At 46.2% G+C, this 21,543-nt stretch carries 20 protein-coding genes and 2 pseudogenes; 10 read left to right on the forward strand and 12 right to left on the reverse strand.

Annotated elements, in window-relative coordinates:
* Positions 1-135 precede the first annotated feature (135 nt).
* Positions 136-819 (forward strand): queuosine precursor transporter, encoded by a 684-nt coding sequence (locus PIL01S_RS15505; protein ID WP_127538252.1) that lies wholly within the window; start codon positions 136-138, stop codon positions 817-819.
* Between the two features lie 130 nt (positions 820-949).
* On the opposite strand, the gene PIL01S_RS15510 is transcribed toward PIL01S_RS15505, so the two are convergent.
* Positions 950-2,038: a M24 family metallopeptidase gene (locus PIL01S_RS15510; protein ID WP_127538253.1), complete on the reverse strand. Its 1,089-nt coding sequence runs from the start codon at positions 2,036-2,038 to the stop codon at positions 950-952.
* Between the two features lie 341 nt (positions 2,039-2,379).
* Here PIL01S_RS15510 and PIL01S_RS15515 point away from each other — a divergent pair, with 341 nt between their 5' ends.
* Positions 2,380-3,585: a PQQ-dependent sugar dehydrogenase gene (locus PIL01S_RS15515; protein ID WP_127538254.1), complete on the forward strand. Its 1,206-nt coding sequence runs from the start codon at positions 2,380-2,382 to the stop codon at positions 3,583-3,585.
* A 170-nt stretch (positions 3,586-3,755) separates the two neighbouring features.
* Here PIL01S_RS15515 and PIL01S_RS15520 read toward each other — a convergent pair whose 3' ends face one another.
* On the reverse strand, positions 3,756-4,502 hold the full coding sequence (locus PIL01S_RS15520; protein ID WP_246058300.1) for an MBL fold metallo-hydrolase: 747 nt from the start codon (positions 4,500-4,502) through the stop codon (positions 3,756-3,758).
* A gap of 38 nt (positions 4,503-4,540) precedes the next feature.
* Positions 4,541-5,038, reverse strand: a complete 498-nt coding sequence (locus PIL01S_RS15525) for a hypothetical protein (protein ID WP_127538255.1) — start codon at positions 5,036-5,038, stop codon at positions 4,541-4,543.
* A gap of 137 nt (positions 5,039-5,175) precedes the next feature.
* Here PIL01S_RS15525 and PIL01S_RS15530 point away from each other — a divergent pair, with 137 nt between their 5' ends.
* The gene (locus PIL01S_RS15530) at positions 5,176-6,039 is read left to right on the forward strand and encodes an SDR family oxidoreductase (protein ID WP_127538256.1); all 864 of its coding nucleotides are present in this window, start codon (positions 5,176-5,178) and stop codon (positions 6,037-6,039) included.
* Positions 6,040-6,151: 112 nt separating this feature from the next.
* On the opposite strand, the gene thrS is transcribed toward PIL01S_RS15530, so the two are convergent.
* From thrS to PIL01S_RS15545, 4 genes are all read right to left on the reverse strand, one after another.
* Positions 6,152-8,083: a threonine--tRNA ligase gene (gene thrS / locus PIL01S_RS15535; protein ID WP_127538257.1), complete on the reverse strand. Its 1,932-nt coding sequence runs from the start codon at positions 8,081-8,083 to the stop codon at positions 6,152-6,154.
* Positions 8,076-8,225 carry a hypothetical protein gene (locus tag PIL01S_RS29510; RefSeq protein ID WP_164764247.1) on the reverse strand — a complete coding sequence of 50 codons (150 nt, stop codon included), beginning with the start codon at positions 8,223-8,225 and terminating at the stop codon, positions 8,076-8,078. The genes thrS and PIL01S_RS29510 overlap by 8 nt, the downstream gene beginning before the upstream one ends.
* A gap of 330 nt (positions 8,226-8,555) precedes the next feature.
* Positions 8,556-10,322: a sensor histidine kinase gene (locus tag PIL01S_RS15540; RefSeq protein ID WP_127538258.1), complete on the reverse strand. Its 1,767-nt coding sequence runs from the start codon at positions 10,320-10,322 to the stop codon at positions 8,556-8,558.
* A complete protein-coding gene (locus PIL01S_RS15545) occupies positions 10,319-11,080 on the reverse strand; it encodes a response regulator transcription factor (protein WP_127538259.1) in 762 nt (253 codons plus the stop codon). Before PIL01S_RS15545 ends, PIL01S_RS15540 begins: the two co-directional genes overlap by 4 nt.
* A 251-nt stretch (positions 11,081-11,331) precedes the next feature.
* On the opposite strand from PIL01S_RS15545, the gene PIL01S_RS15550 reads away from it, so the two are divergent.
* Positions 11,332-12,474, forward strand: coding sequence for a M23 family metallopeptidase (locus PIL01S_RS15550; protein WP_127538260.1), 1,143 nt, complete (start codon positions 11,332-11,334; stop codon positions 12,472-12,474).
* Between the two features lie 359 nt (positions 12,475-12,833).
* Here PIL01S_RS15550 and PIL01S_RS15555 read toward each other — a convergent pair whose 3' ends face one another.
* A complete protein-coding gene (locus PIL01S_RS15555; RefSeq protein ID WP_127538261.1) occupies positions 12,834-14,147 on the reverse strand; it encodes an amidohydrolase family protein in 1,314 nt (437 codons plus the stop codon).
* 156 nt (positions 14,148-14,303) lie between these two features.
* Between PIL01S_RS15555 and PIL01S_RS15560 the strand changes: the two genes are divergently transcribed.
* From PIL01S_RS15560 to PIL01S_RS15570, 3 genes and pseudogenes are all read left to right on the forward strand, one after another.
* The gene (locus PIL01S_RS15560; protein WP_127538262.1) at positions 14,304-14,732 is read left to right on the forward strand and encodes a MarR family winged helix-turn-helix transcriptional regulator; all 429 of its coding nucleotides are present in this window, start codon (positions 14,304-14,306) and stop codon (positions 14,730-14,732) included.
* A gap of 254 nt (positions 14,733-14,986) precedes the next feature.
* Positions 14,987-15,313: pseudogene (locus PIL01S_RS29860) on the forward strand (helicase); the annotation flags it as partial.
* A 120-nt stretch (positions 15,314-15,433) separates the two neighbouring features.
* On the forward strand, positions 15,434-15,907 hold the full coding sequence (locus tag PIL01S_RS15570; protein ID WP_127538263.1) for an HIT family protein: 474 nt from the start codon (positions 15,434-15,436) through the stop codon (positions 15,905-15,907).
* Positions 15,908-16,040: 133 nt separating this feature from the next.
* Here PIL01S_RS15570 and PIL01S_RS15575 read toward each other — a convergent pair whose 3' ends face one another.
* On the reverse strand, positions 16,041-16,322 hold the full coding sequence (locus tag PIL01S_RS15575) for a GNAT family N-acetyltransferase (protein ID WP_127538264.1): 282 nt from the start codon (positions 16,320-16,322) through the stop codon (positions 16,041-16,043).
* 2 nt (positions 16,323-16,324) lie between these two features.
* A complete protein-coding gene (locus PIL01S_RS15580) occupies positions 16,325-16,567 on the reverse strand; it encodes a (4Fe-4S)-binding protein (protein WP_095289244.1) in 243 nt (80 codons plus the stop codon).
* A gap of 316 nt (positions 16,568-16,883) precedes the next feature.
* Between PIL01S_RS15580 and PIL01S_RS15585 the strand changes: the two genes are divergently transcribed.
* The 3 genes and pseudogenes from PIL01S_RS15585 to PIL01S_RS15595 all read left to right on the forward strand — a co-directional run.
* Positions 16,884-17,600, forward strand: coding sequence for a class I SAM-dependent methyltransferase (locus PIL01S_RS15585; RefSeq protein WP_127538265.1), 717 nt, complete (start codon positions 16,884-16,886; stop codon positions 17,598-17,600).
* Positions 17,601-17,865: 265 nt separating this feature from the next.
* Entirely contained in the window at positions 17,866-18,201 is a 336-nt protein-coding gene (locus tag PIL01S_RS15590; RefSeq protein WP_127538266.1) for a hypothetical protein, read from the forward strand.
* Between the two features lie 27 nt (positions 18,202-18,228).
* Positions 18,229-18,525: pseudogene (locus PIL01S_RS15595) on the forward strand (MFS transporter); the annotation flags it as partial.
* Between the two features lie 137 nt (positions 18,526-18,662).
* Here PIL01S_RS15595 and PIL01S_RS15600 read toward each other — a convergent pair.
* Positions 18,663-20,087 (reverse strand): M20 family metallopeptidase, encoded by a 1,425-nt coding sequence (locus tag PIL01S_RS15600; protein WP_127538267.1) that lies wholly within the window; start codon positions 20,085-20,087, stop codon positions 18,663-18,665.
* 43 nt (positions 20,088-20,130) lie between these two features.
* A complete protein-coding gene (locus PIL01S_RS15605) occupies positions 20,131-21,447 on the reverse strand; it encodes an MFS transporter (protein WP_246058302.1) in 1,317 nt (438 codons plus the stop codon).
* Positions 21,448-21,543 lie beyond the last annotated feature (96 nt).

Here is a 21,543-nt window from a genome sequence, read left to right on the forward strand (position 1 = left end):
TAATCGCAGATTGTCGTTATTTAGTGCTGTTCAATGGATGGGAAATGTGATAGAGTATTCATGTTTTGGCCCAGGCCAGACCGCGGTTCGTAACCATCCCGCGTAATCAAAACTAGGAAGGCAGTGTATGTATTTATGTTTAATTTGGGTTGGGGAGCACTTTTTGTTCTCGTAACATATGGTTTTTTCCTATTGTGTTACCGTCTGTTCGGTAAAAAGGGCCTGTATGCCTGGATTGGTGTGGCTACGGTTATAGCCAATATTCAGGTGACCAAAACGATAGATATTATGGGAATTGTACTGACGCTTGGCAATACGATGTATGTCAGCATGTACCTGACCAGTGACCTTCTCAATGAGAAGTATGGATCGGGTGAAGCGCGGAAGGCTGTATGGTTCGGATTCTTCACGTTAATCATGACGACGGTACTGATGCAGATGGTCATCTTCTTCGAACCGGCACCGACGGACTTTGCGCAAGAGTCGATGGAAACCTTGTTTGGTCTGCTGCCACGTCTGGCACTCGGAAGTCTGACAGCGTATTTCATCAGCCAGTTCCTGGACGTGCGGCTGTTCAGTATGCTGCGCAAGGTTGCACCTGGACGCAATCAGTTGTGGATTCGTACAAACGGCAGCTCGATCGTCAGTTCCTTTGTGGATACACTGGTATTCTGCACGATTGCATTTGCGTTTATCTATCCATGGGATGTCTGGCTCGAAATCTTCCTGACAACGTACATTATCAAATTCGTGTTGACCGCGGTAGGTACGCCGTTTATATATGCAGCGCGTAATTTTAAAATTAAGGATGAAGTCTAATCCGATCTCGTCTACATCCATATTCATTCGAGTATGGTTGTTAGCAACGTAACAAGTCTTATAACGAGAATAACCCGCAAGCCATATGGATATGGTTTCGCGGGTTATTTTTAATTGCATATCTTAGAGGTTAGTCTGTCAGGATCTGCAGTTCTTTTGGATAGGAAGTCAGCACTTCAACTCCGGTATCTGTGACAAGAACATCGTCCTCAATTCGTACTCCGCCTGCAGGGGTATAGATGCCTGGTTCAATCGTGAATACGGTGCCTTCCTGCAGAAGATCCATATTCTGTCCATGCAGGGAAGGATACTCGTGCACATCAATTCCCAGACCGTGTCCAACACGGTGCATAAATCGTTCGCCGTATCCGGCATCTTCCGTCACCTGACGTGCTGCACGGTCGATATCGGCACAGGCCACGCCTGGCTTAACTGCAAGAATGGCAGCTTCGTTTGCGGCAAGCACGGTATTGTAGATGGTTTTCAGTTCAGGAGAAATGTCACCAAAAGCAAATGTACGCGTAATATCAGATGCATACCCTGCAGCGTATACGCCCATATCAAACATCAGCAAGTCGCCATGCTGCAGCTTGCGTTCACCCGGTGTACCATGCGGCAGACCTGTCTTGGGTCCGGTAAGCACCATGGTATCGAAGGAGGGACCATCTGCACCCAGTTTCTTCATCTGATATTCCATTTCAGCGACCAGTTCAATCTCAGTTACGCCTGAGCGTACATGGGACAGTCCCAGGCGCAGGGTTTCTTCAATAAGATGAATGGCATGACGGATGCGGGCAACTTCGTCCGGTGTCTTCTTGACGCGCAGTGTACGGAGCAGAGGACCGACATCCTCGAACTTGACTGCACCAAGGGCAGCGGTCAGCTGCTCGTAACGCGCAACGGTGACGTATTCTTTTTCAAGGCCCATCCGGCCGAGGCGTCCCTGATAACGTTCGAATAATGCATAGGGATTATCGGTATCGGTATGAGTTGCGATATGGGTTACCGAGGAGGCAGCTGCAGCAGCTTCAGCGTCCAGGGCAGGCACAATCAGTAAAGGTTCCTCGCCACGGGCGAGAACAAGACCGAGAAAACGTTCATGCGGGTTGCTTGCAAAACCAGTTAAATAGTAGATATGTTTCGGATCTGTAATCAGCATGGCGTCCAATCCTTGTGCAGACAGATCAGCTTCCAGACGGGATAAAGGGCTTTGGTTCATATGTGTATAGCTCCACCTTTCAGTTCTTTCTATCCTTCTATTATAGAAGAATAATGAAAAATGCCAAAGGGGAGTGACTGAAGGGCCTTATTTATTATGGTCAATTTTCCGTTTAGGCGAACAGAGAGAGGGGTAAATACAGGGCGAAACGACGTTGAGGATGGTTGACTGCTAACGGTACAAATAACGGTACAAATACAGATACCGGTAGAGATACCGATTGAGGACAGAGATAGAGGATAGTGATAGAGGACAGATACGGAGAATAAATATCCTTGAACATATCGCAGCAGCATTTGGTAGATTCGAACTACACTAATTCAATAGAAGGAGATGAGATGATGAATAACCGAGTAAGTGTTCCACTATACGCTTCGCTGTTAAGTATGGCCCTGCTGACGGCCTGTGCTTCAGGCGATCCTTCCACAGAATCGCAGCAGGTGTCTCAAGGTCAAGGCACAGGTCAGGGAGAGACAGCAAATGGAGGCAATGACAAGGCGAGTACCGGGGAAGAAGGAACACAGGAGAATACGGTTATCCCATATCAGGCTTCGGTCCTGGCCACTGGACTAAACGCACCATGGGAATTGGTAAGCGTGCCAGACGGACGAATGTTTGTTACGGAGCGTCCTGGAACGATACGGGTCATTAAGGATGGAGAATTGCAAACCGAACCACTTATTGCGTTTGAGGCTCCGTTCAATGAAGAGGGAGAAGGGGGCTTGCTCGGTCTGGCTGCAGATCCGGACTTTGAGAATAACGGTTATCTCTACGCCTACCATTCCTACCTTGAAGGGGACGAGATCGCAAATCGGGTATTGCGCTTGAAGGTGAATGGAGATCAAGCCGTGATCGACAAGGAACTGCTGGGTAACATCCCTGGCGGGGCCAATCATAATGGAGGCCGCATTAAGATTGGTCCGGACAACATGCTCTACATTACAACCGGTGAACGTTATGAACCGGAACTCGCACAGGACCAGAACAGCTTGGGTGGCAAAATATTGCGGATTGGTCTCGACGGATCGATCCCTGCAGATAACCCGTGGCCGAATTCCCCTGTATACAGCATGGGACACCGCAATGCCCAGGGTCTTGCATGGAATCCGGATAATAAGTACCTCTATGCTACCGAGCACGGTCAGCGTAACTACGATGAGATTAACCGGATTGAAGCAGGGGAGAACTATGGCTGGCCTGAAGTTGAAGGCGATGAGGATGACAATGGTACCTACCGGGCTCCGCTCACTCATAGTGGTGACGATACATGGGCACCATCGGGTATTGCTTTTATAGAGGAAGGACCGTGGGCGGGTTCACTGCTTGCGGCTAACCTGAGAGGCGAGCAATTGCTGCATATTACCCTGTCCGAGGATGGTACACAAGTGGAGAAGGTGGAGCCCATTTTTGAAGATGAGTGGGGACGCATTCGTAACGTGACTGCCGGAGAAGACGGGAAGTTGTACATTCTGACGAACAATCGGGACGGAAGAGGAACTTCGAGGGATGGGGACGACCACATCATTGTACTAACACCGGAGAATTGAGCTCCTGAATCCGGGTTCCATTACTAGTATCGGAGCTCAAGCATGCTTCTAATAGAACCCGGTTCCTGTTCGTTAAAATAGAAAAAGGGGCGTCCCGCCAAGTTCATGACTTTGGGACAGCCCCTTGATTGCTTTATATATGGAAGCACATAGCAGATGGATACTGCCAATTAATCCGTGCTTTCTGCAAGTTTGGCGATATGCGCGCTTGGTTCATTTGTGTATTCGCCGCCATGGTAACAGAGCACTTTGTTCAGTTTCAGGCCGGTCAGTCTTTTCAAACTTCTCAGCGCTTCAGGCATGTCCGGTGTTGCAGGCGGTGCAGGTCCGACCAGTTCATCATCCACAACACGCAGTTCGTCGGCAGCCAGCAGGAATTCCGATTCACGGAAGTACAGGCAGATATGCCCCGGGGTATGTCCAGGTGTATGGATGACCTGAATTCCGCCTTGAAGCGGCAGCATGTCCCCATCTTCCAATACTCTGCTGATCTCGATCTCAGGCAGCTGGGAGAGAAGCTGATCGGCCTGGGCAAGCACAGGTGCGGGAAGCATGGCTCTACGTTCAGGTGTGAACTTGATCAACGGCTTTTCACCTTTAATATAGGGAACCTCATCTGCATGTGCCCAGACCTCAAGTCCGGGTATTGCATCCAGAAGAGCACCCAGATTACCGATATGGTCAATGTCCTGATGTGTCAAAATGATGCGTTTGACATCAGCCAGCTGTACGCCTTCCTGCTCCAGTGCAGACTCTAGACCTGCGAATTGGCCGATCATGCCGGTGTCCACGAGGGTGATGCCGTCCTCATCGCGCAGCATGACGGGGTAAATCGGGTTGTCTCCCGAAGGCGTGGGTATGCTGAGATGCAGCACGGTAAAATCTGTCTTTTGATTAGTCATAGGTATCCGGATCAAGTCCGGTCCACCTCCTTTTTGGATGTTATAGTTTGCGTTTATTCTGGACGAAGATATTTTAAGTGTTTTCTGTACTTCTGGATCGTATCCAGCATCGCTTCAAAGGTTTGTTCAGCCTGCATGCCTTCCTTGACGATGGAGTCAAAGGAGAAGTTCTCATGAATGAGCTTGTTCCTCGCTTGGAAGACCTGACTAAGAGCCTGTTCCATGTTTTCTTTCCCAGGTTTCAGGGCGATCTGTTGTTTATTTAATTCGGCCTGTATGATCTCCATATTGGACCGTGCACGGTAAGCAGGAGTTTTCATCAGCTCGGTCGAATTAAACTTTTTTTGATAGATGCTCTGATATAGCTGTTTTAACATGTGTTCAAGAATGGAGCAGCATTCAATGACAAGGGATGCATATCTTCGATGTTTACGTTGATCCCATTGCGGTGAATCGAGTTCCTGTCCCATATGATGATACTCTTGTTCCAGAACTGCGATTTCAAGCTTTGCTTCTTTTTTGATTTTTTTAAAATCGTCTTTGGTCAGCATACCTGTCCTCCCATGGAAACCAAGATGTGATAACTTCATTATCTCATATTGTTACTCGGAGTGCCTCTTTTCCGTGGGAGGCAGGATTCTATCCGTTCATCCAATCATTGAACCCCGGTTCAGAAGGGAATTATTCGATGTCCATGAAAACAGCCATTGTAACCGGAGCAAATTCCGGCATGGGGCTAGCAACCACCATTCAACTTGCAAAGCAAGGCTATAGGGTGATTATGGCCTGCCGCAGCGAGAAGCGCGGACAGCAGGCTCTGCAAGAGGCCTTGCGTGAGTCAGGCTCTACTGCGATTGAGCTAATCCTGTGTGATTTGGGTTCCACCCAGAGCATCCGCCATTTTGCCCGCTCCTTCCGCGAACGCTACAGTACGCTTGACGTTTTGGTGAATAACGCCGGCGTGGTCATGCTGAAAAGACAGGAGACCTCGGATGGTTTTGAGCAGAGCATCGGCATTAACCATCTGGGACATTTTCTGCTCACATTGCTCTTGATCCAGCCTTTGCAGGCTGCAGAGCAGGGACGAGTCGTGAATGTTTCTTCCGGTGCGTACAAAGCAGGCAAGATTCACTTCGACGATCCGCATCTGCTGAAGGGCTATAACCCGATTAAGAGCTATGCCCAGTCCAAGCTGGCCAACGTACTGTTCACCCGTGCGCTGTCCCGCAAAGTGGCGAATAGCCGAGTCACGGTGAATTGTCTGCATCCGGGTGCAGTTGGAACAAGCATCGGCGTGGATCGTAATACCGGTTTTGGTACACGTATCATGGCCTTTATCGGCAAGCTTCCCTTTTTCCTGTCTCCCGAGGAGGGGGCACAAACGGCGATTTATTTGGCCACCAGCCCGGAAGTAGCAGAAATTACAGGACGCTACTTCTATCAAAAGAAAGAGCAGAAGCTCAAAGCACATGCCGTCGATGATGCTGTGACTGAACGTTTCTGGACATGGAGCGAACAGCAGGTCGGGCTGAAGCCTAATGAAAAATGGTGATGAGTCCAAGCTGAGGTGCAGAACCGGTTCTTCATCTCAGTAAATGATCAAAGGTGATCATAGTACACTCATCTGTTTATATCATCTGCGTTAACTCGCTATGATAGACATTTTAGGCTTTTGCTTGCACAGCTTGCTGTACTTCCTGGATGAATGCTTCAATGCTCTGAACGCCTTGATCTCCCTGACCGTATGCGCGGACAGAGGCAGACAGGGCGTTTTTCTCATTTTCCCCCAGCACCAGCGAGTAAGGCACTTTTTCCATCTGAGCTTCACGAATTTTGTACCCCAGCTTCTCGCTGCGCAGATCCGTTTCAACCCGAATGCCTGCTGCTCGCAATTGACTCTGTACCTGCAGCGCATAATCCGCATAGTGATCGGATACCGGGAGCAGCTTCACCTGAACCGGAGCGAGCCATAGTGGAAACGCACCCGCATAATGCTCAGTCAGAATACCAATGAAGCGATCAATGGAGCCATAAATGGCACGATGGATCACGACCGGACGGTGTTTCAGGCTGTCTTCGCCAACATAAGTGAGGTCGAATTTCTCCGGCATTTGAAAATCAAGCTGAATTGTTCCGCACTGCCAGCTGCGTTTCAGCGCATCGAGAATATGGAAGTCAATCTTCGGTCCATAAAAGGCTCCGTCTCCTTCATTGATGCGGTATTTCACGCCGCGCCGATCCAGTACATTTTGCAGCGCACGTTCTGCCTGATCCCATAGCTCTTCCGACCCCATCGAGTCTGCGGGACGAGTGGATAGCTCAATTGTGTATTCAAAACCAAAAATATCGTACATGCGTCCGATCAGGGATATCGCCTGGTTGATCTCTTCCTCAATCTGTTCCGGCATGACATAGAGATGGGCATCATCCTGACAAAATGTCCGTACCCGCATCATGCCGTTCAGTGCACCCGAGAATTCATGACGGTGAACCTGGCCGAATTCCATCATGCGAATGGGAAGCTCGCGATAGGAATGAAGACTATTTTTGAAAATCAGCATATGCCCAGGGCAGTTCATCGGCTTCAGTGCAAACGTAGCGTCATCCACTTCTGAGAAATACATATTGTCCTTATAGTGCTCCCAATGCCCTGATTGCTCCCACAGACGATTGTTCATCATCAGCGGAGTTCGAACCTCTTGATACCCTTCCTGCAGCTGCAGCTCACGTGAGAATTGCTCCAGCTCTGTACGGATCGTCATGCCTTTCGGGAGATAGAAGGGCATCCCCGGCGCTTCCTCCGAGAACATGAACAGACCCAGCTCTTTGCCGAGCTTGCGATGATCCCGCTTCTTGGCTTCCTCCAGTATGTGCAGGTGATCGTCCAGCTGGGCTTTGCTTGGAAAGGCAGTGCCGTAGATTCGCTGCAGCATTTTGTTGTTCGAATCGCCCCGCCAGTAAGCCCCTGCCACATTCAGCAGCTTGAAGGCTTTGATCCGGCCAGTGGACGGAAGATGCGGACCCCGGCACAGATCAAAAAATTCCCCTTGATCATAGATTGAAAGCTCCGCATCCTGCGGCAAATCATGGATCAGTTCAAGCTTATACGGATCCTGAATCTCTTCGAACAACAGAAGGGCTTCCTCACGGCCAACCACCCGCCGGCTGATCTTCTCATTCTCCTGTACAATCTTGTTCATTTCCCGCTCAATGGCAGCCAGATCACTGATGGACAAGGCATGTTCCAGATCCACATCGTAATAAAAGCCATCTTCAATGACGGGGCCAATCCCCAGTTTGACTTGTTCCGCACCGTAGATACGCTTGAGTGCCTGGGCGAGGACATGCGCAGTAGTATGACGATAACGATACAGTCCTTCCTCGCTGTCCAGTGTAACAATGACGAGTTCGCAGTCCTGTTCAAGCTTCATGTTCAGATCGACGTTAACACCGTCCACAATGCCTCCGATGGCCTGTTTACCCAAGCTAGTACTGATGGACGAAGCTACTTCTCCGACACTTATGCCTGCCTCGTACGAACGAACTGCTCCACCTTGAAGGCGAATCTCAATGGGGTTTCCTTGTTGATTACTCATGCAAACCACTCTCCAATGTTTGAAATGGAAGCGCAAAAAACACCCGTCCCGGAAAAGGGACGAGTGCGCTCAGCTCGTGGTTCCACCCTAATTTGGTTATGATATCCCCTGCATCGGCCAGCCGCCGCAAAACAGGAAACATCATAACCCTCATTGGGATCCGTTATCGGGGATCAGGCGGTGAACTCTACTGACAACCGGACGGTACTTCCATCGAAAGTCCGCCAAGCTGAGGTTCGAGGCCACGGCTGCAGAGGGGTAATTCCGCTCCGTTCGCTGAAGAAGGTTTCACCAATCCCCTCTCTCTCTGGGCAGCACGCAAACGAAATCATGTCTCTGGTCATCGCCAATATGCAAAGTTATTGTCAGTTCATTTGAATTGAAATGAACTTGAAATCCATATCAATATATTGGAACAGGTGTTATTGAGTGTCGATTATATAGACTGAAAATCAAAAGGTCAAGCGGAGTTTTATTTCGCTTCATCCGAATGACGATCCCATATCAAACGTATGGTGGTTCCCTGATCCGGATGGGATTGAACCTCGATTCGGCCTTTCATGGCCTCAATCAGCCCTTTGGTTACCGCCATGCCGAGGCCTGATCCGACATCGGATGTCGCCGTATCCGTGCCGCGATAATATCGTTCGAACAGCCTCCATACCGTCTCCTGATCCATTCCACGGCCATCATCGGCAAATTGAATGAGGAAGTCACCGGTCTGCTCACCTGGCTCAACACGAACGGTCAGCTTCGTCTCTGGTGGATTGTGCAGCAGGGCGTTGGCGGTGAGATTATCGACAATTCGTTCGAAGGACGGGATATGTACATAACCCTGCACCGCGACTGTGGCAGGTTGGAATGTAATACGGCCTTCTCCATAAGCCGGGTTACGCTCGGCACGATGTATAAGATCCTGAAGTAGCGCATTTACGTCTGTTTGTTCAATAGGGGGTTGGTATCCACCGCTGCGCAGCCGGTATGTCATGGACAGGTCGTTCACCAGCCGGTCCATGTACATGGATTTATCCAGCATGATGCCTGCAAATTCCCGTATTTCTTCGGAGGTCCAGTTGTATTTCTCAGCTTCCAGCATGTGCGCATATCCCTGGATGGAGGACAGGGGTGTCTTCAGATCATGAGTTATCCCAGCAATCCACTCCTCGCGCAGAGAGTCGGTCTGTCTGCGGAGTTCTTCATCACGTTTCAGTGTGCTCGACAACGACTGGATAGAGTGCAGCACTTCCGCATATACCCGATATTTTTGACGCCATTTTCCGTTATGCTTCTGGCTGCGTGGCTTGCCCCGGGTGCCAGCCGGCTCTTCGTAGTGTCCACGTTCAAGCCGCTGCAGCCATTGAAGCATATGCAGCATGGGATAACCGAAGCGATTGGCATACCAGAATGCAAGCAGCACAAGCAGGATGATGATGGATACCAGAAGTGCAGCCAGGGCAGGACCAAAAATAAAACCGAAGGGATTCTCGTTCATGCCTGCCGGACTGCTCGCAAGAGGAACACTCAGCATCCAGGTCAATTGATCCTGTTCATCATAGATGGTTACCGTGGTTATTCCGTACCTGGTGGGGTATCGTGTGCGCAAAATCAGGTCCTGAATGCTGTAGCTGTCAGGTGTGCCAAGTGCAGGTTTGTTGAAAGAAGTAAGGACATGTCCCTGCTCATCCAAAATCTCAAGATAGGCATCCGCCGAGCGAAGGATGTCCTGCTGCTCGGAGGGCAGTACAAGCTTGCCGTTGGCATAACTTCCATCGGTGTAGACTTGATCCAAAATCGTTACCGCCTGATTGCTCTCCCCGTACAGCAGGGTGAAGTTGATCCCCTTTCTTTCCCGAATGAGCAGATAGAGCTGGTAGGGAAAGGGCTTTTTCCCCTCCCAATAGGATAGAAGTTGTCCGGGTTTATAGTGATTCGGGACATCGGAAGGGGTGTGAAAAGCATCCACCACACGGCCTTGCTCATCCAGAACCTGAAGCCAGCCGTTGTTCTCCTCCACACGCTTTAGCAGTGCGGGATCATATTGTACGGTACCGTCCGGCAAAATCTCTGCGGTACTGATCAGCTGTTCGAGCCCGACAGAGGCAAAATCGTCAACAAGGCTGGCTTCATTCAACTGTTGGATGACCCAATATGCGATACTGCCACCGAGAACCAGGATCAGAATTACAGCACCCGCAAGCAGGCCAATGAATCGTGTCATCAATCTGCGGCGTATGCTCATCTTCGGAGCTCCGCCTCGGGCTGAACGAGCTTATATCCCAAACCACGGACATTCACCAGCAGTTCAGGGCTGGAGGGATCGGCTTCAATACGCTCACGAATTCGGTGAATATGAACCATGACGGTGTTGTCATCACGGATGGCCTCCGAATCCCATACCCGCTCATACAATTCGGATTTGGTGAAGATTCGATTGGGATGTTTGCAGAAAAAGAGCAGCAGCTGATACACCAGAGCCGGACACCCTACCAGCTGACCTTCGACCCTGAGTTCACCGGCGTGCTCGTTCAACTGAAAGCGTCCGTAATCATATATCCCTTTCTGCGGGGAAGGGGATGATGGATTTGCGTCATAATTCGGAAGCAGCCTGCCTGATTCTGTCTGTCTGGGCAAATACCGCTTCAGCAGTGATTTCATCCGTGCGACCACTTCAAGTGGATTAAACGGTTTAACAACATAATCGTCTCCCCCAACCGCGAAGCCGGTCAACTTGTCATAATCGGTTGTTTTGGCGGTTAAAAAGAGAATCGGTGCATCGGTCAATTGGCGCAGAAAAGGACAAATTTCCAGCCCGCTTCTGCCTGGCAGCATGACGTCCAGCACGATACAGTGATAGGTCTTGTTCTCACATGCAGCAATAGCATCTTCACCTGTGGTTACCGTGTCAATATCCACGAATTGCTCCTTGAGCAGAACCGTTTTTAACATATGTAAAATCGCCTGTTCATCATCAACAAGCAGGATTGAAACGTTATCCATGACGTAAGAGATCCTCCTGATTTTTATGTATATATTAGTGGTTCCTTATGTTCATCTGCGTTGGTCTATCTAATCTATCATACCATTCATAAGGGCCGTGGAGCGTGTTTGTAACCTTAACAGAATCTTAATTATGAAGCAGCAGCCTGCCTCAAAGTTATGATAGACGTAAGAGGAGGTTAGACGGAGGATAAGATTGGTTTTGTACACTGGATTGGAAAGATATTGTTCTACAGAAGGGGTGCAGGGAAGTGAATAGAATTCATATGGGAAGCAAGCGGCGGGCTAAAATGTTCATTCAAAAGGAACGGATGAAAGCAGGTTATGATGTGCAAAAAGACTTACGGAGAAGTCATAAGAGCTGGAAGCTGCTTGCCGCAGCACTTGGTGCGTGTGTGCTCTTGTCAGCCTGCGGCACTACAGAATCATCTGACCAGAGGGAACGGCCATCAGCAGAACAGGCATCTAGTGATGCACCGGCAGCAGAAAACACCAATAAGGAAGAGACGAACTCAGCAAAGGAGGACGCGATGATTACGCCTGAACATTTCATAGATACATTGATGAACGGTTCGAAGGAGGACATTTATAATCAAATGAGCCCGGAACTTCAGGACACGATATCGCTGGAAGAGTTTAAGACGTCTGTGGACAGCTTCACGGAGGGGGTCACTTCCTGGGAACAGGTTACGAAAGTCAAAATGAACAACCTGATGGAGCATTCCTGGAAGGATCAGACGGGGACCAGAGGAATACAAGCCTATTTTGCCGAGGATTATCAGATTGACGGGCTGTTGATCCAGCCACTTGAAACGTATGAGGAGACGGACAAGGCATTTACCAAGACCGAATTTCAGTTTCCTATGAAGGGGGAATGGTTCGTGTTCTGGGGAGGAAATGATGTGATGTCCAATTATCATTATGCGCATGAAACGCAGCGTTACGCAGTGGACATTATTCGCACGAAGGAAGATTCAAGTTATCAAGGGGAGGCCGCTGTGAATGAAAACTATTATGCTTTTGGTGAGCCGCTCTATGCAGCTGCAGATGGGACGGTTGTTGAAGTCAAAAATGACATTCCGGATAACACGCCAGGCGTGATGAATGCTGAAGAGCCGGCAGGGAATGTTGTCGTCATCGATCATGGAAATGGGGAATACAGCGTCACTGCACATCTCAAGGAAGGGAGTGCAGCCGTAAAAATGGGGGATAAAGTCAAGCAGGGAGATCTCATCGGGCAGCTTGGTAATTCCGGTAACTCCAGTGAGGCGCATCTGCATTTTCAAGTCTCAGACGGACCTGATCTGTTCACTTCCCGTTCGATTCAGATCCGCTGGGCAGATCAGAGCCAGGTACTGACACGTGGGAACACGTTCCAGGGCCTTCCTGAATAAATGGGTGTATTTGTTAGTCGGAGAGGTGGAAGGGGTTCATCTCGATTAAAACGTGGAACATATATTATCGTAATTCTAGATTAAAACATAGAGCTATAATTTAAGTAGGCAGCCGGCTAATTCGCCGGCTGCCTTTACGTTAAGCTAAAGGGCAGAGTATCTTAAATCATTCTCTGGAATCCGATCGCAATTACTGTTGATACAAAGCATAGTAAACAATAGAAAACGGAAAACCATCCTCTTCATTCACTTATTTGTCGAAGGAGGTCATGGTATATATGAACGTTTACAGAGGTATTGTGTGGTTCGTTAATGGAGTATGCAATCGTTTTGACGACAATATGTGGAGATGCCAAGACTCATTCACATAGTTGTTGAATACCTTTAACCCACACAAATTTGATTGACAGGGTATCTGAAATATTAGTGGTAGGATCACCGTCTACGAGAATAATATCAGCTCGCGCACCTTCAATAATACGGCCACGATCGTGAAGACCAAAGCAGCGGGCTGGTTTTGCAGTAGCTGACTGAAGGGCTTCCACCGGACTGAACCCCGCCTTTACCAGCAATTGCATTTCATGATGGACACTGGCTCCATGTGCAAGACCACCAAGGTTGGGAACGGGAACCGGGGCGACATCTGTCCCTACAAGAATATCAACACCGGCATGGTGAAGATCCATCACATTCTTGAAGCTATTCTCCATATTGCCTTGCGGGAACGTATTAAAACTGGAGTTTAAAATATCGATCCAATCCGGACTTAATTTAGAATGAACACGCGGATCATTTGCCAATTCCGAAGCCGGATTTCCGAGGATCGATGAGTTCAACACCAAGCACGGCGTTACATAAGCGTTTGCATCTGCTATGGATTTCACTAACTCGGACGTATTCTCGGGTCTGTCGATAAACAAGTGACCTAAACCGTCGACTCCTAAATTGATGGCTTCTTGCGATGAATGAGCCGTCAAAACGTGGGCGATGACCAACTTATCAAACTTGTGGGCTTCTTTTACAGCTGTTCTTAGAATCTCATCGCTTAGTACAGGCAGGCCAGGTGCACCCATGACGGTTCCTTCTTCAATCATGATCTTAATATAGTCAGCACCATTCTCTACTTGGGTGTGCACATGTCTAATCGCTTCATTCAACGTTGTAACCTGCGGTATCTCTTCATGATCGTGAGCATATGCGGCCAACATTGCTTCTCGGTCTTCCTCCGATAACTTCTCTAATTCTTTTAATATGAATTCTGGAATTTCATCTCCACCTGGCAGCAATTCATCCGGGTGTCCACCAGGAGCAGTGATCGCTGTACCAGCAGAGCGGACGTCTGCGATGTCATTCAGATTTTTTAACTGAATTTCGCGCCCTCTTTGGGTAAAATCGCCGTTCATTTCAAGTTCTGTTGTCACGCCGAATTTTATGGCATCTCTTAGTCCGCCGATTGAGGTGTGCACATGTGCATCAATAAGACCAGGCATCAGAGTCGCATTCTCTCCATCAATAATCGTTGCATCGGAAGGAATGTCTCCTCCCACTGATATAATGGACTCTCCCTTAATGACAATATGTCTAGGTGTTATCAATTGATCTCCATCAAAGATACGTACATTTATAATCGCTATAAATTGTTCTAACACATTATCTTGAATGACCTTCTCCATGTGAGTCCCTCCAAATGTTTGTTGTTTAACAATTAGAATGTTAACTGTTAGTTTTCTAACTGTCAACAAACTAATTTTAATTTGACAAGAATATGGGATCACAGTATAGTTTGATTACTTACAATTAGATTCCTAACAATGGTAGGGAGGACAATTATGAAATCCCCAAAGGATACACCTTATCTGGATTTGTTCCAGATTATTGGTCTTAAGTTAAAGAAGAGAGCAGACGAAAGTATAAAAGAGCTGGGATTAAACGCTCAACAAGGGAAAGTAATCGACTATATTTATCAGAACCAAGATAATCATATTATTCAAAAGGACCTTGCAGATCGGTTCCATTTACGTGGGGCTAGCATTACTAGCATGCTTCAGGGTCTAGAGCAAAAAGGGTATATCGAGCGCAGAATTCCCGCCAATAATGAACGACAAAAAAATATATATGTCTTGCCCAAGTCAATTGAACTGATTGAAGACTTTCAAGATTCGTTCCAAAGAGTGGAGGAAGATATCGTTCAAGTTCTTACCGAGGAGGAAAAGCAAACCTTAAAGGAAATGCTGATCAAAATTAATGAACGCTTGTGATAGAAAGAGAAGTCTCATTGATGAAACTCTCAGAGAAATTCATAAGGGCAACAATGCAGTTCATTATCGTAGACCAACCTAAAAATCGTTACTCTATGAAATGATGATGTAACGGTTTTTTTTGTTGACAGAAGAGGACTTATAGTACCATACAAAGTCGCTAATTTAGCGGCTTTCTTGTCGTATCGGTACAAATTCATGTCCGAGTCGGGAGATAAATATATTCCGATTACCTAAATTTACAATTTTCAATTTCAAATACGAGTCAGATCTTTGAAAGGGCAAGTGAATTAGATTTGGAATTGTGCCCGCTAGAGCTGGGCCCTCACCTAAGACTAGCGTACCTAGATCAGCCTGAAGGTAACACGGGAAATCCTACACAGCAACATAGAGCTCCAGTAGGCTCGATCACAATAGCATCGGAGATACTAGCTGAAGACGAAGATTTTCCAAAAGGGTTTTATCTTAGACGAATTAACGGCGTATTGTGGTTACGTGGGTACTGCGCTGATCATCTACACGTTTGGAATCCGGATGATCATTTTATCTTTAGTCAAACCAACAAGACCTTCCAGGATTGAAGGTGTCCAAATCTATTCACAGTTATACTATTAAGCGAACAGGAAGAGAAACACAGCGAGCAGAAGTTGCCTGCGTTTATTGGTTGATTGGAAAAATAAGAGAAGGGTTGGGAAATAGAGATGACAGCAGTATTTTCACACAAGCCCGAAGGATACGAATGTCCATTTTGCTGCATTTGGGGTATCGAGCGACCTGATCAGGGAACAAAACAAAAAGATATCATCTATCAGAACGAAAAGGTAACGGCATTTATAGCGGGCAAATGGTGGCCAAACAATAAAGGACATGTTCTTGTGGTGCCCAATCAACATTTCGAGAACCTCTATGAACTGCCTGCAGAGTATGCCGTTGAGATTCACCGCGCGGCTCAGATTACAGCAATTGCGATGAAAAGTACATATGGATGTGATGGGATATCTACAAGGCAGCATAATGAACCAGCCGGCAATCAAGATGTGTGGCATTATCATCTCCATGTTTACCCTAGATATATGAATGATCAACTTTATTTGTCGAAGGGTTCACAGTCCGATCCAGAAGAGCGCTCTTTCTATGCTGACAAGTTGCGTTCTTGGATAAAGGAAAATATCTAAGTCAATTTGAACATTACTTTCATGAAGATGCCCACCAAAATGACAGGAGCAGTTCATGCAAAAGAACCTGAGAGGGACGAAGAGGTCTCGTACTCTCAGGCTCTTTTCTCTTAATATGGTCAGCATTCAATGGTTATGAATTGAGAACATCCGCGTATTCAGGGATGCGGTCGAAACGTCCCTTGGCAAACGGGCACAAAGGTAAAATCTTAATACCGTTTTCCCGCGCGTATTCCACCATAGCTTTGAGCAGCTTGTCGCCAAGCCCTTGTCCCCGGTAAGCATTTTCAACCAAAGTGTGATCAATAATGTACAGCTCCGGACTTGAGATTACATACGTCATTACCGCAGCAATGTCGCCATTATCTTGAATAATAAATCTTTTATTAGCAGGTTCATGTTCTACATGATGCATGTTCATCCCTCTTTCCTTGTTGAATATTCATCGTCCAGACGTTTATACGTCAGTGCTCCGCTTGGACATGTGTCAATATGCCGGGCAATGGCCTCTGAAGTATCGCCATCGGGATTAACCCAAGGACGTTTGCTCAAATCAAACACAGCAGGGAGGCCCTTTACGCAAATACCGGAATGAATGCAAACCTCAGAATCAAACATGACTTCGATATCTTTACCGTAGTACAACTTCTGTTTACTCATCGTTCATTCACATCTTTCACTTTTGAGTTTGTTTATAGACAAGATTCATACTACGAAAGCGAAGCTTCTGAACCGACATGCCATTGGCAACCGTGGCCAGCTGTTTGGCTTGGCTCTCGATGTCCGAATTATAATGAGGAAATATGGATAAGTCAACGTGACGAATCTCCTAATGTTTTGGTGCATTCGTGGTGATGGGTTGTTTTCATTCGTCTAACAGGCAGATAAAATGAACCCTTTCAGGAATATCCGTTTATACTTATGTAATATCCAGATTCATCGCACAAAACGATATAGAAAGTGGGAAACAACATTTATGATTCCATTAGTATATGACCAGATTAACCTTTGGGGAAAAGATGATGAATTTTTCCTTGCATTGCTAAAGAGATTGAAAGTGGAGTCTATAGCTGATTTAGGCTGTGGAACAGGAAGGTGGACTACACATCTTGCTCAAAACGGATATACAATCACAGCAATTGATCCCCATGAAGAAGCGATTAAACTGGCGAGAAGTAAGGATGATTCAGGACATGTGAACTGGATTGTAGGAGACAGCTCCAATTTACAAACCAATACGTATGACGCGGTTATTATGACAGCCAATGTTGCACAGGTATTTCTTACAGATGATAGTTGGAAACAAGTGATCTCAGACGTATTCCGATCCCTTAAAGTTGGCGGTCACTTTATTTTTGATACAAGAAATCCTCTGGTAAAAGTGTGGGAAGAGTGGGAGAAGGATATGAGTCCTGATGTAGCTAAAGACAGGCTAAGTGGAGACCCTCTTGAAATCTATACAGAATATGAGGGGTTTGAGCAAGATGTTTATACGTTCTATGAAACTGTGAAAAATACAAAAACAAATGAAGTCCTCGTTCATGAAAAAATGCAGATACGATTTCGAAAGCAAGAAGAATTGGATGAGTCACTGAAACAGGCCAGTTTTTCTAAAATTGAAACATATGGGGATTGGGAATTTAAATACGCAAATTCTGAAAGTCGATCTTTTATTTTTCATTGTGTAAAATAGAGTTATTGAAAAGCACAATAATAGTGATCGCTAAAAAAGGATAGCGCCTTTTATACGACAAAAGCAGCAGATCATCACGATCGGCTACTTTTGTCATTTTTACCATGTATGATCAAATTATAATTTAATGGTGATATGAATATTTTCTTCCTAATATTATACAATAAATGGTTCTAATTCTGATATAATGGATGCTTCATGATTTAGATGCTGAAAGCAATGAAAGATGAGCATGAGTAGGTGAAAAAAGGAGGGCAACGCAAAAATGGATTTAACATTTGGAAACGTTACGATACTTATTCCCCCTTTACACATCACGATTATTGTAGTAGTTATTATTTTCTTATTAGTAAGGTGGAGCAAACAATTAGAAACAAGACGTTTTACGGTATTCTTTTACTTTTTATTCAGTACTACCATTACTCCAATTTACTCTAGTTATACAGCAAAAGGTTCCTTTCAGCTATGGATTCCTATAGGATTTATAATCATGTTCCTTTATTTATTTGGCGGTAGAAGAAATCATCCAGCTAAAGTGAAAGCAAGCATTTTGGGGTTTTCGATAGCAATATACCAGCTTATTCTTAAATATGTCGGATAGATTCTGAACTCAATATTACCAAGAAGCTTTATGCTATCAACATGGAGTATCTCCCCAGCCCAGCAGCTATACTTAGTTACTCTAGCGCCTCGAAATCCGGACATTGCTCTTAGCGTAAATACGTCTTTCATTCAATTCGGTTTTGCACTGGGATCTGCTGTAGGTGGTCTCGTCATTCGAAGTACGTCTGTCCTGTATCTGAACTGGTTGGGGTTTGCCGCTGTCGGCACAGCTTTACTTTTGGCCATCGTACTGTTTAATAAAGAACGAAGCAGTAGTAAGGCTAAAATTCCAACGGAAAAACAGAAGATGAATATTCAGTAGGATTAAACGAACGTGATAATGTTAGCAATAAGAACAAGAAAGCAGCCAATCCATATGATTGGCTGCTTTTATTAAACTGACGGGCAGGTTGGCTAAACGACTGTGGGATTGATCTGATATGGTGTATTGGTGAGTATTTACTTCGCAGGAGGGTGTACATCAGTTGGAACGAGACAGATGTATTTTTCTCCACGGAGTCTTTCCTTGAGCTCACTTTTTGCCTTTTCAATGATTGAGGGATTTAGCATGGCTTCAATGGCGGTGGATGCCATTGTTTTTGCGGCAAGCAGCATTCCTTTATGTGCATAACTTGTTTTGCCTTGTGCGACGGTTAGCCACGTATGCTTTGGAGTTCCGAAAGCCAAAGTGGAGATCAGACATTGTGCAGTAGGAACATTCCAGCTTACATCCCCAACATCCGTTGATGAAGTGGTGAATCTCAAGTTTTCGCCGGAATAGGGGACAATGAACCCTGCAAGTGGCCGTTCAGCCAATATGCTTCCGAGTTGTGGGCCGACCAGGTAAGTGGATTCTTTTTTGGTTTGTTCCGGTATACATTGATAAAACGACTTGGCCATGCTAATTTCCTCTTCGTTATATTTGGGTACTCCCAATGCGGATAAATTTTGATGCATTAGAGATTCAAGTGTATTATTGGGAATGATATTGGCGCATGCGCCTTCAAATACGTATTCCATTTGTGTCCCGGTCATTAGCGCAGCACCTTCAGCAATGCGGACCAGTCTATTAAAAAGTTCTTGTACCTGTGTGATTTGAGGTGCTCGAACCAGATAGGTGACCTCAGCTTCTGCCTGTACGACATTGGGTGAAATCCCTCCGGCGTTGGTAATGGCATAATGAAGCCTGGCCTGGTCTACCATGTGCTCGCGCATGTAGTTAGCTCCAACGTTCATGAGTTCTACCGCATCCAGCGCGCTTCGTCCCAGATGGGGGAATGCACCAGCATGTGCACTGATTCCTTTAAAATTAAACGTTGCGTGTACGACTGCATTCGTGCTTCCGTGTGGAACCACATTTAAGATATGTGGGTGCCAGGATAGTGCGGCATCGACATCTCTGAAATATCCCTCCCGAACCAAAAAAGCTTTTCCATAACCGCTTTCCTCCGCTGGACAGCCAAAATAATGAACAGTTCCTTTCACTTCAGGATGACTTTGAAGATACTCTTTCACTGCTACGGCTGCCGCCAAAGAGCCAACACCGAGAAGGTTATGACCACAGCCATGTCCATTCTCCCCCTCAATAACAGGACTGTGTCCAAAAACCCCAGCTTCTTGGCTCAGTTCGGCCAAGGCGTCAAATTCGCCAAGGAAGGCGATAACCGGGTTACCTGAACCGAAGGATGCCATAAATCCTGTAGTGAGTCCTGCGATTCCGCTTTGAATAGAGAACCCTTCAGACTTTAGAGCGTTCATAAGGACCGCCGAAGATTGATTTTCATTAAAGCCGATTTCAGCGAAAGACCAGATCTGGTCGCTAAGAGATGTGTAAAGTTCACTTTTTTCTTCCACGGAATTTGATACAAATAAATTAATATCCATTACGAATCACACCTTTATATTAGTTTTTGTTTAATGTCGATGTTCACATTGTTGTTGTTGGTGTTGGTATGTTGGCTTCTTCCAATTTTGATGAAGTATTCGTCTTGGTAAACAAAAGAGTAATCGCACAGATAACTGCAAAAATGACAAGCGTACCAAAGGCTATAGTAAACGAGCCTCCGCTAGCGTCAACGATAAATCCGATGAGCATGGGGGTAATAAATCCAGCCAGCTGAGCTCCTGTATTGATAAATCCGTTTGCGGTAGCAATGATGGAGGTGGGTAACGTTTTAAGAGGTTTGGTCATGACTAACATAGCAATGTAACCTGCGAGGACGGTTACGATGGACACATGCGTAATAAATAAGGCAACACTACTTGCTGTGCTCATGAAATACAGGAATATAGCAACGAGGATAGCAAATACGAATGCAAATAACCGGTCTTTTCCTGCAGGAATGCGATCAATGATATATCCACTCACAAGCATTGAGACGATACCGACAATCGCTGGAATTGTGGCGATCATTCCCATCTCTACGATCTCTAATCCTCTGACTTGAACCATATACGTTGGCATCCACGACTTTAATCCCCAGTTGATGGCATAAATACAAAAGTTGCAGATGAACAGATTCCAAATCATAGGCATGCGAATAATCGTCTTTAATGAAGCTTTGGGTTTAGGGGCAGCAGCAGCACCTGGGGCATTGTGAGAGGGGATCTGGCCAGGCTCTTTCAAGAAGAAAAACATCAGGACGGTTACGAGGATTCCAACTGCACCAGTGATGTAAAAGAAGCTGCGCCAACCAATCGTCACAAGGGCAATTCCGGCAAGTACAGGCGTAATGATGCCCATGAATTTGGCTGCAGACAACATGATAGACATTGCCCGGGCTCTTTGAGTGACAGGAAAGTTTACAGCAATAGCTTTTGAACCCGAAGGGTAAAAGCTCCCTTCACCAATTCCGAATAAAAACCGGAATACAACTAGAGAGAGTAGGGACCAGGCACTGCCGGTAAAAAAGGTGAATACTGACCATGAGAATACTGCGATCAAAATAACTTTGCGATAGCCGAACCGGTCAGCCAATTTTCCTCCAGGGATCTGCATAAGCGCATATCCCAGAAAAAAGCTGCTGAGAATAATCCCTTGACTGGAAGCACTGAACCCCATATCTTGCCCTATGGCAACAATGGCATAGTTAATTGCGAATCGGTCCAAGTTACCCAGACACCAGCCTACAAACAATAATGCTAAAATGACATACCTGTACTTTTTCTCTTGCATCAGCTTGTTCAACGTGTTACCTTCTTTCTCATATAGTGTAATGACACTGTTAATAAATTTATGATACAAGAGTGATATTTCTACCTCAATGTGGATTTTTGTGTTTGTTTTATTGAAATAGTGTTAAAAGCTACATTGACTAAGGGGGTACTAGATTTGTTCAGT

The sequence above is a fragment of the Paenibacillus illinoisensis NBRC 15959 genome, assembly GCF_004000925.1.
Lineage (GTDB): Bacteria > Bacillota > Bacilli > Paenibacillales > Paenibacillaceae > Paenibacillus > Paenibacillus illinoisensis.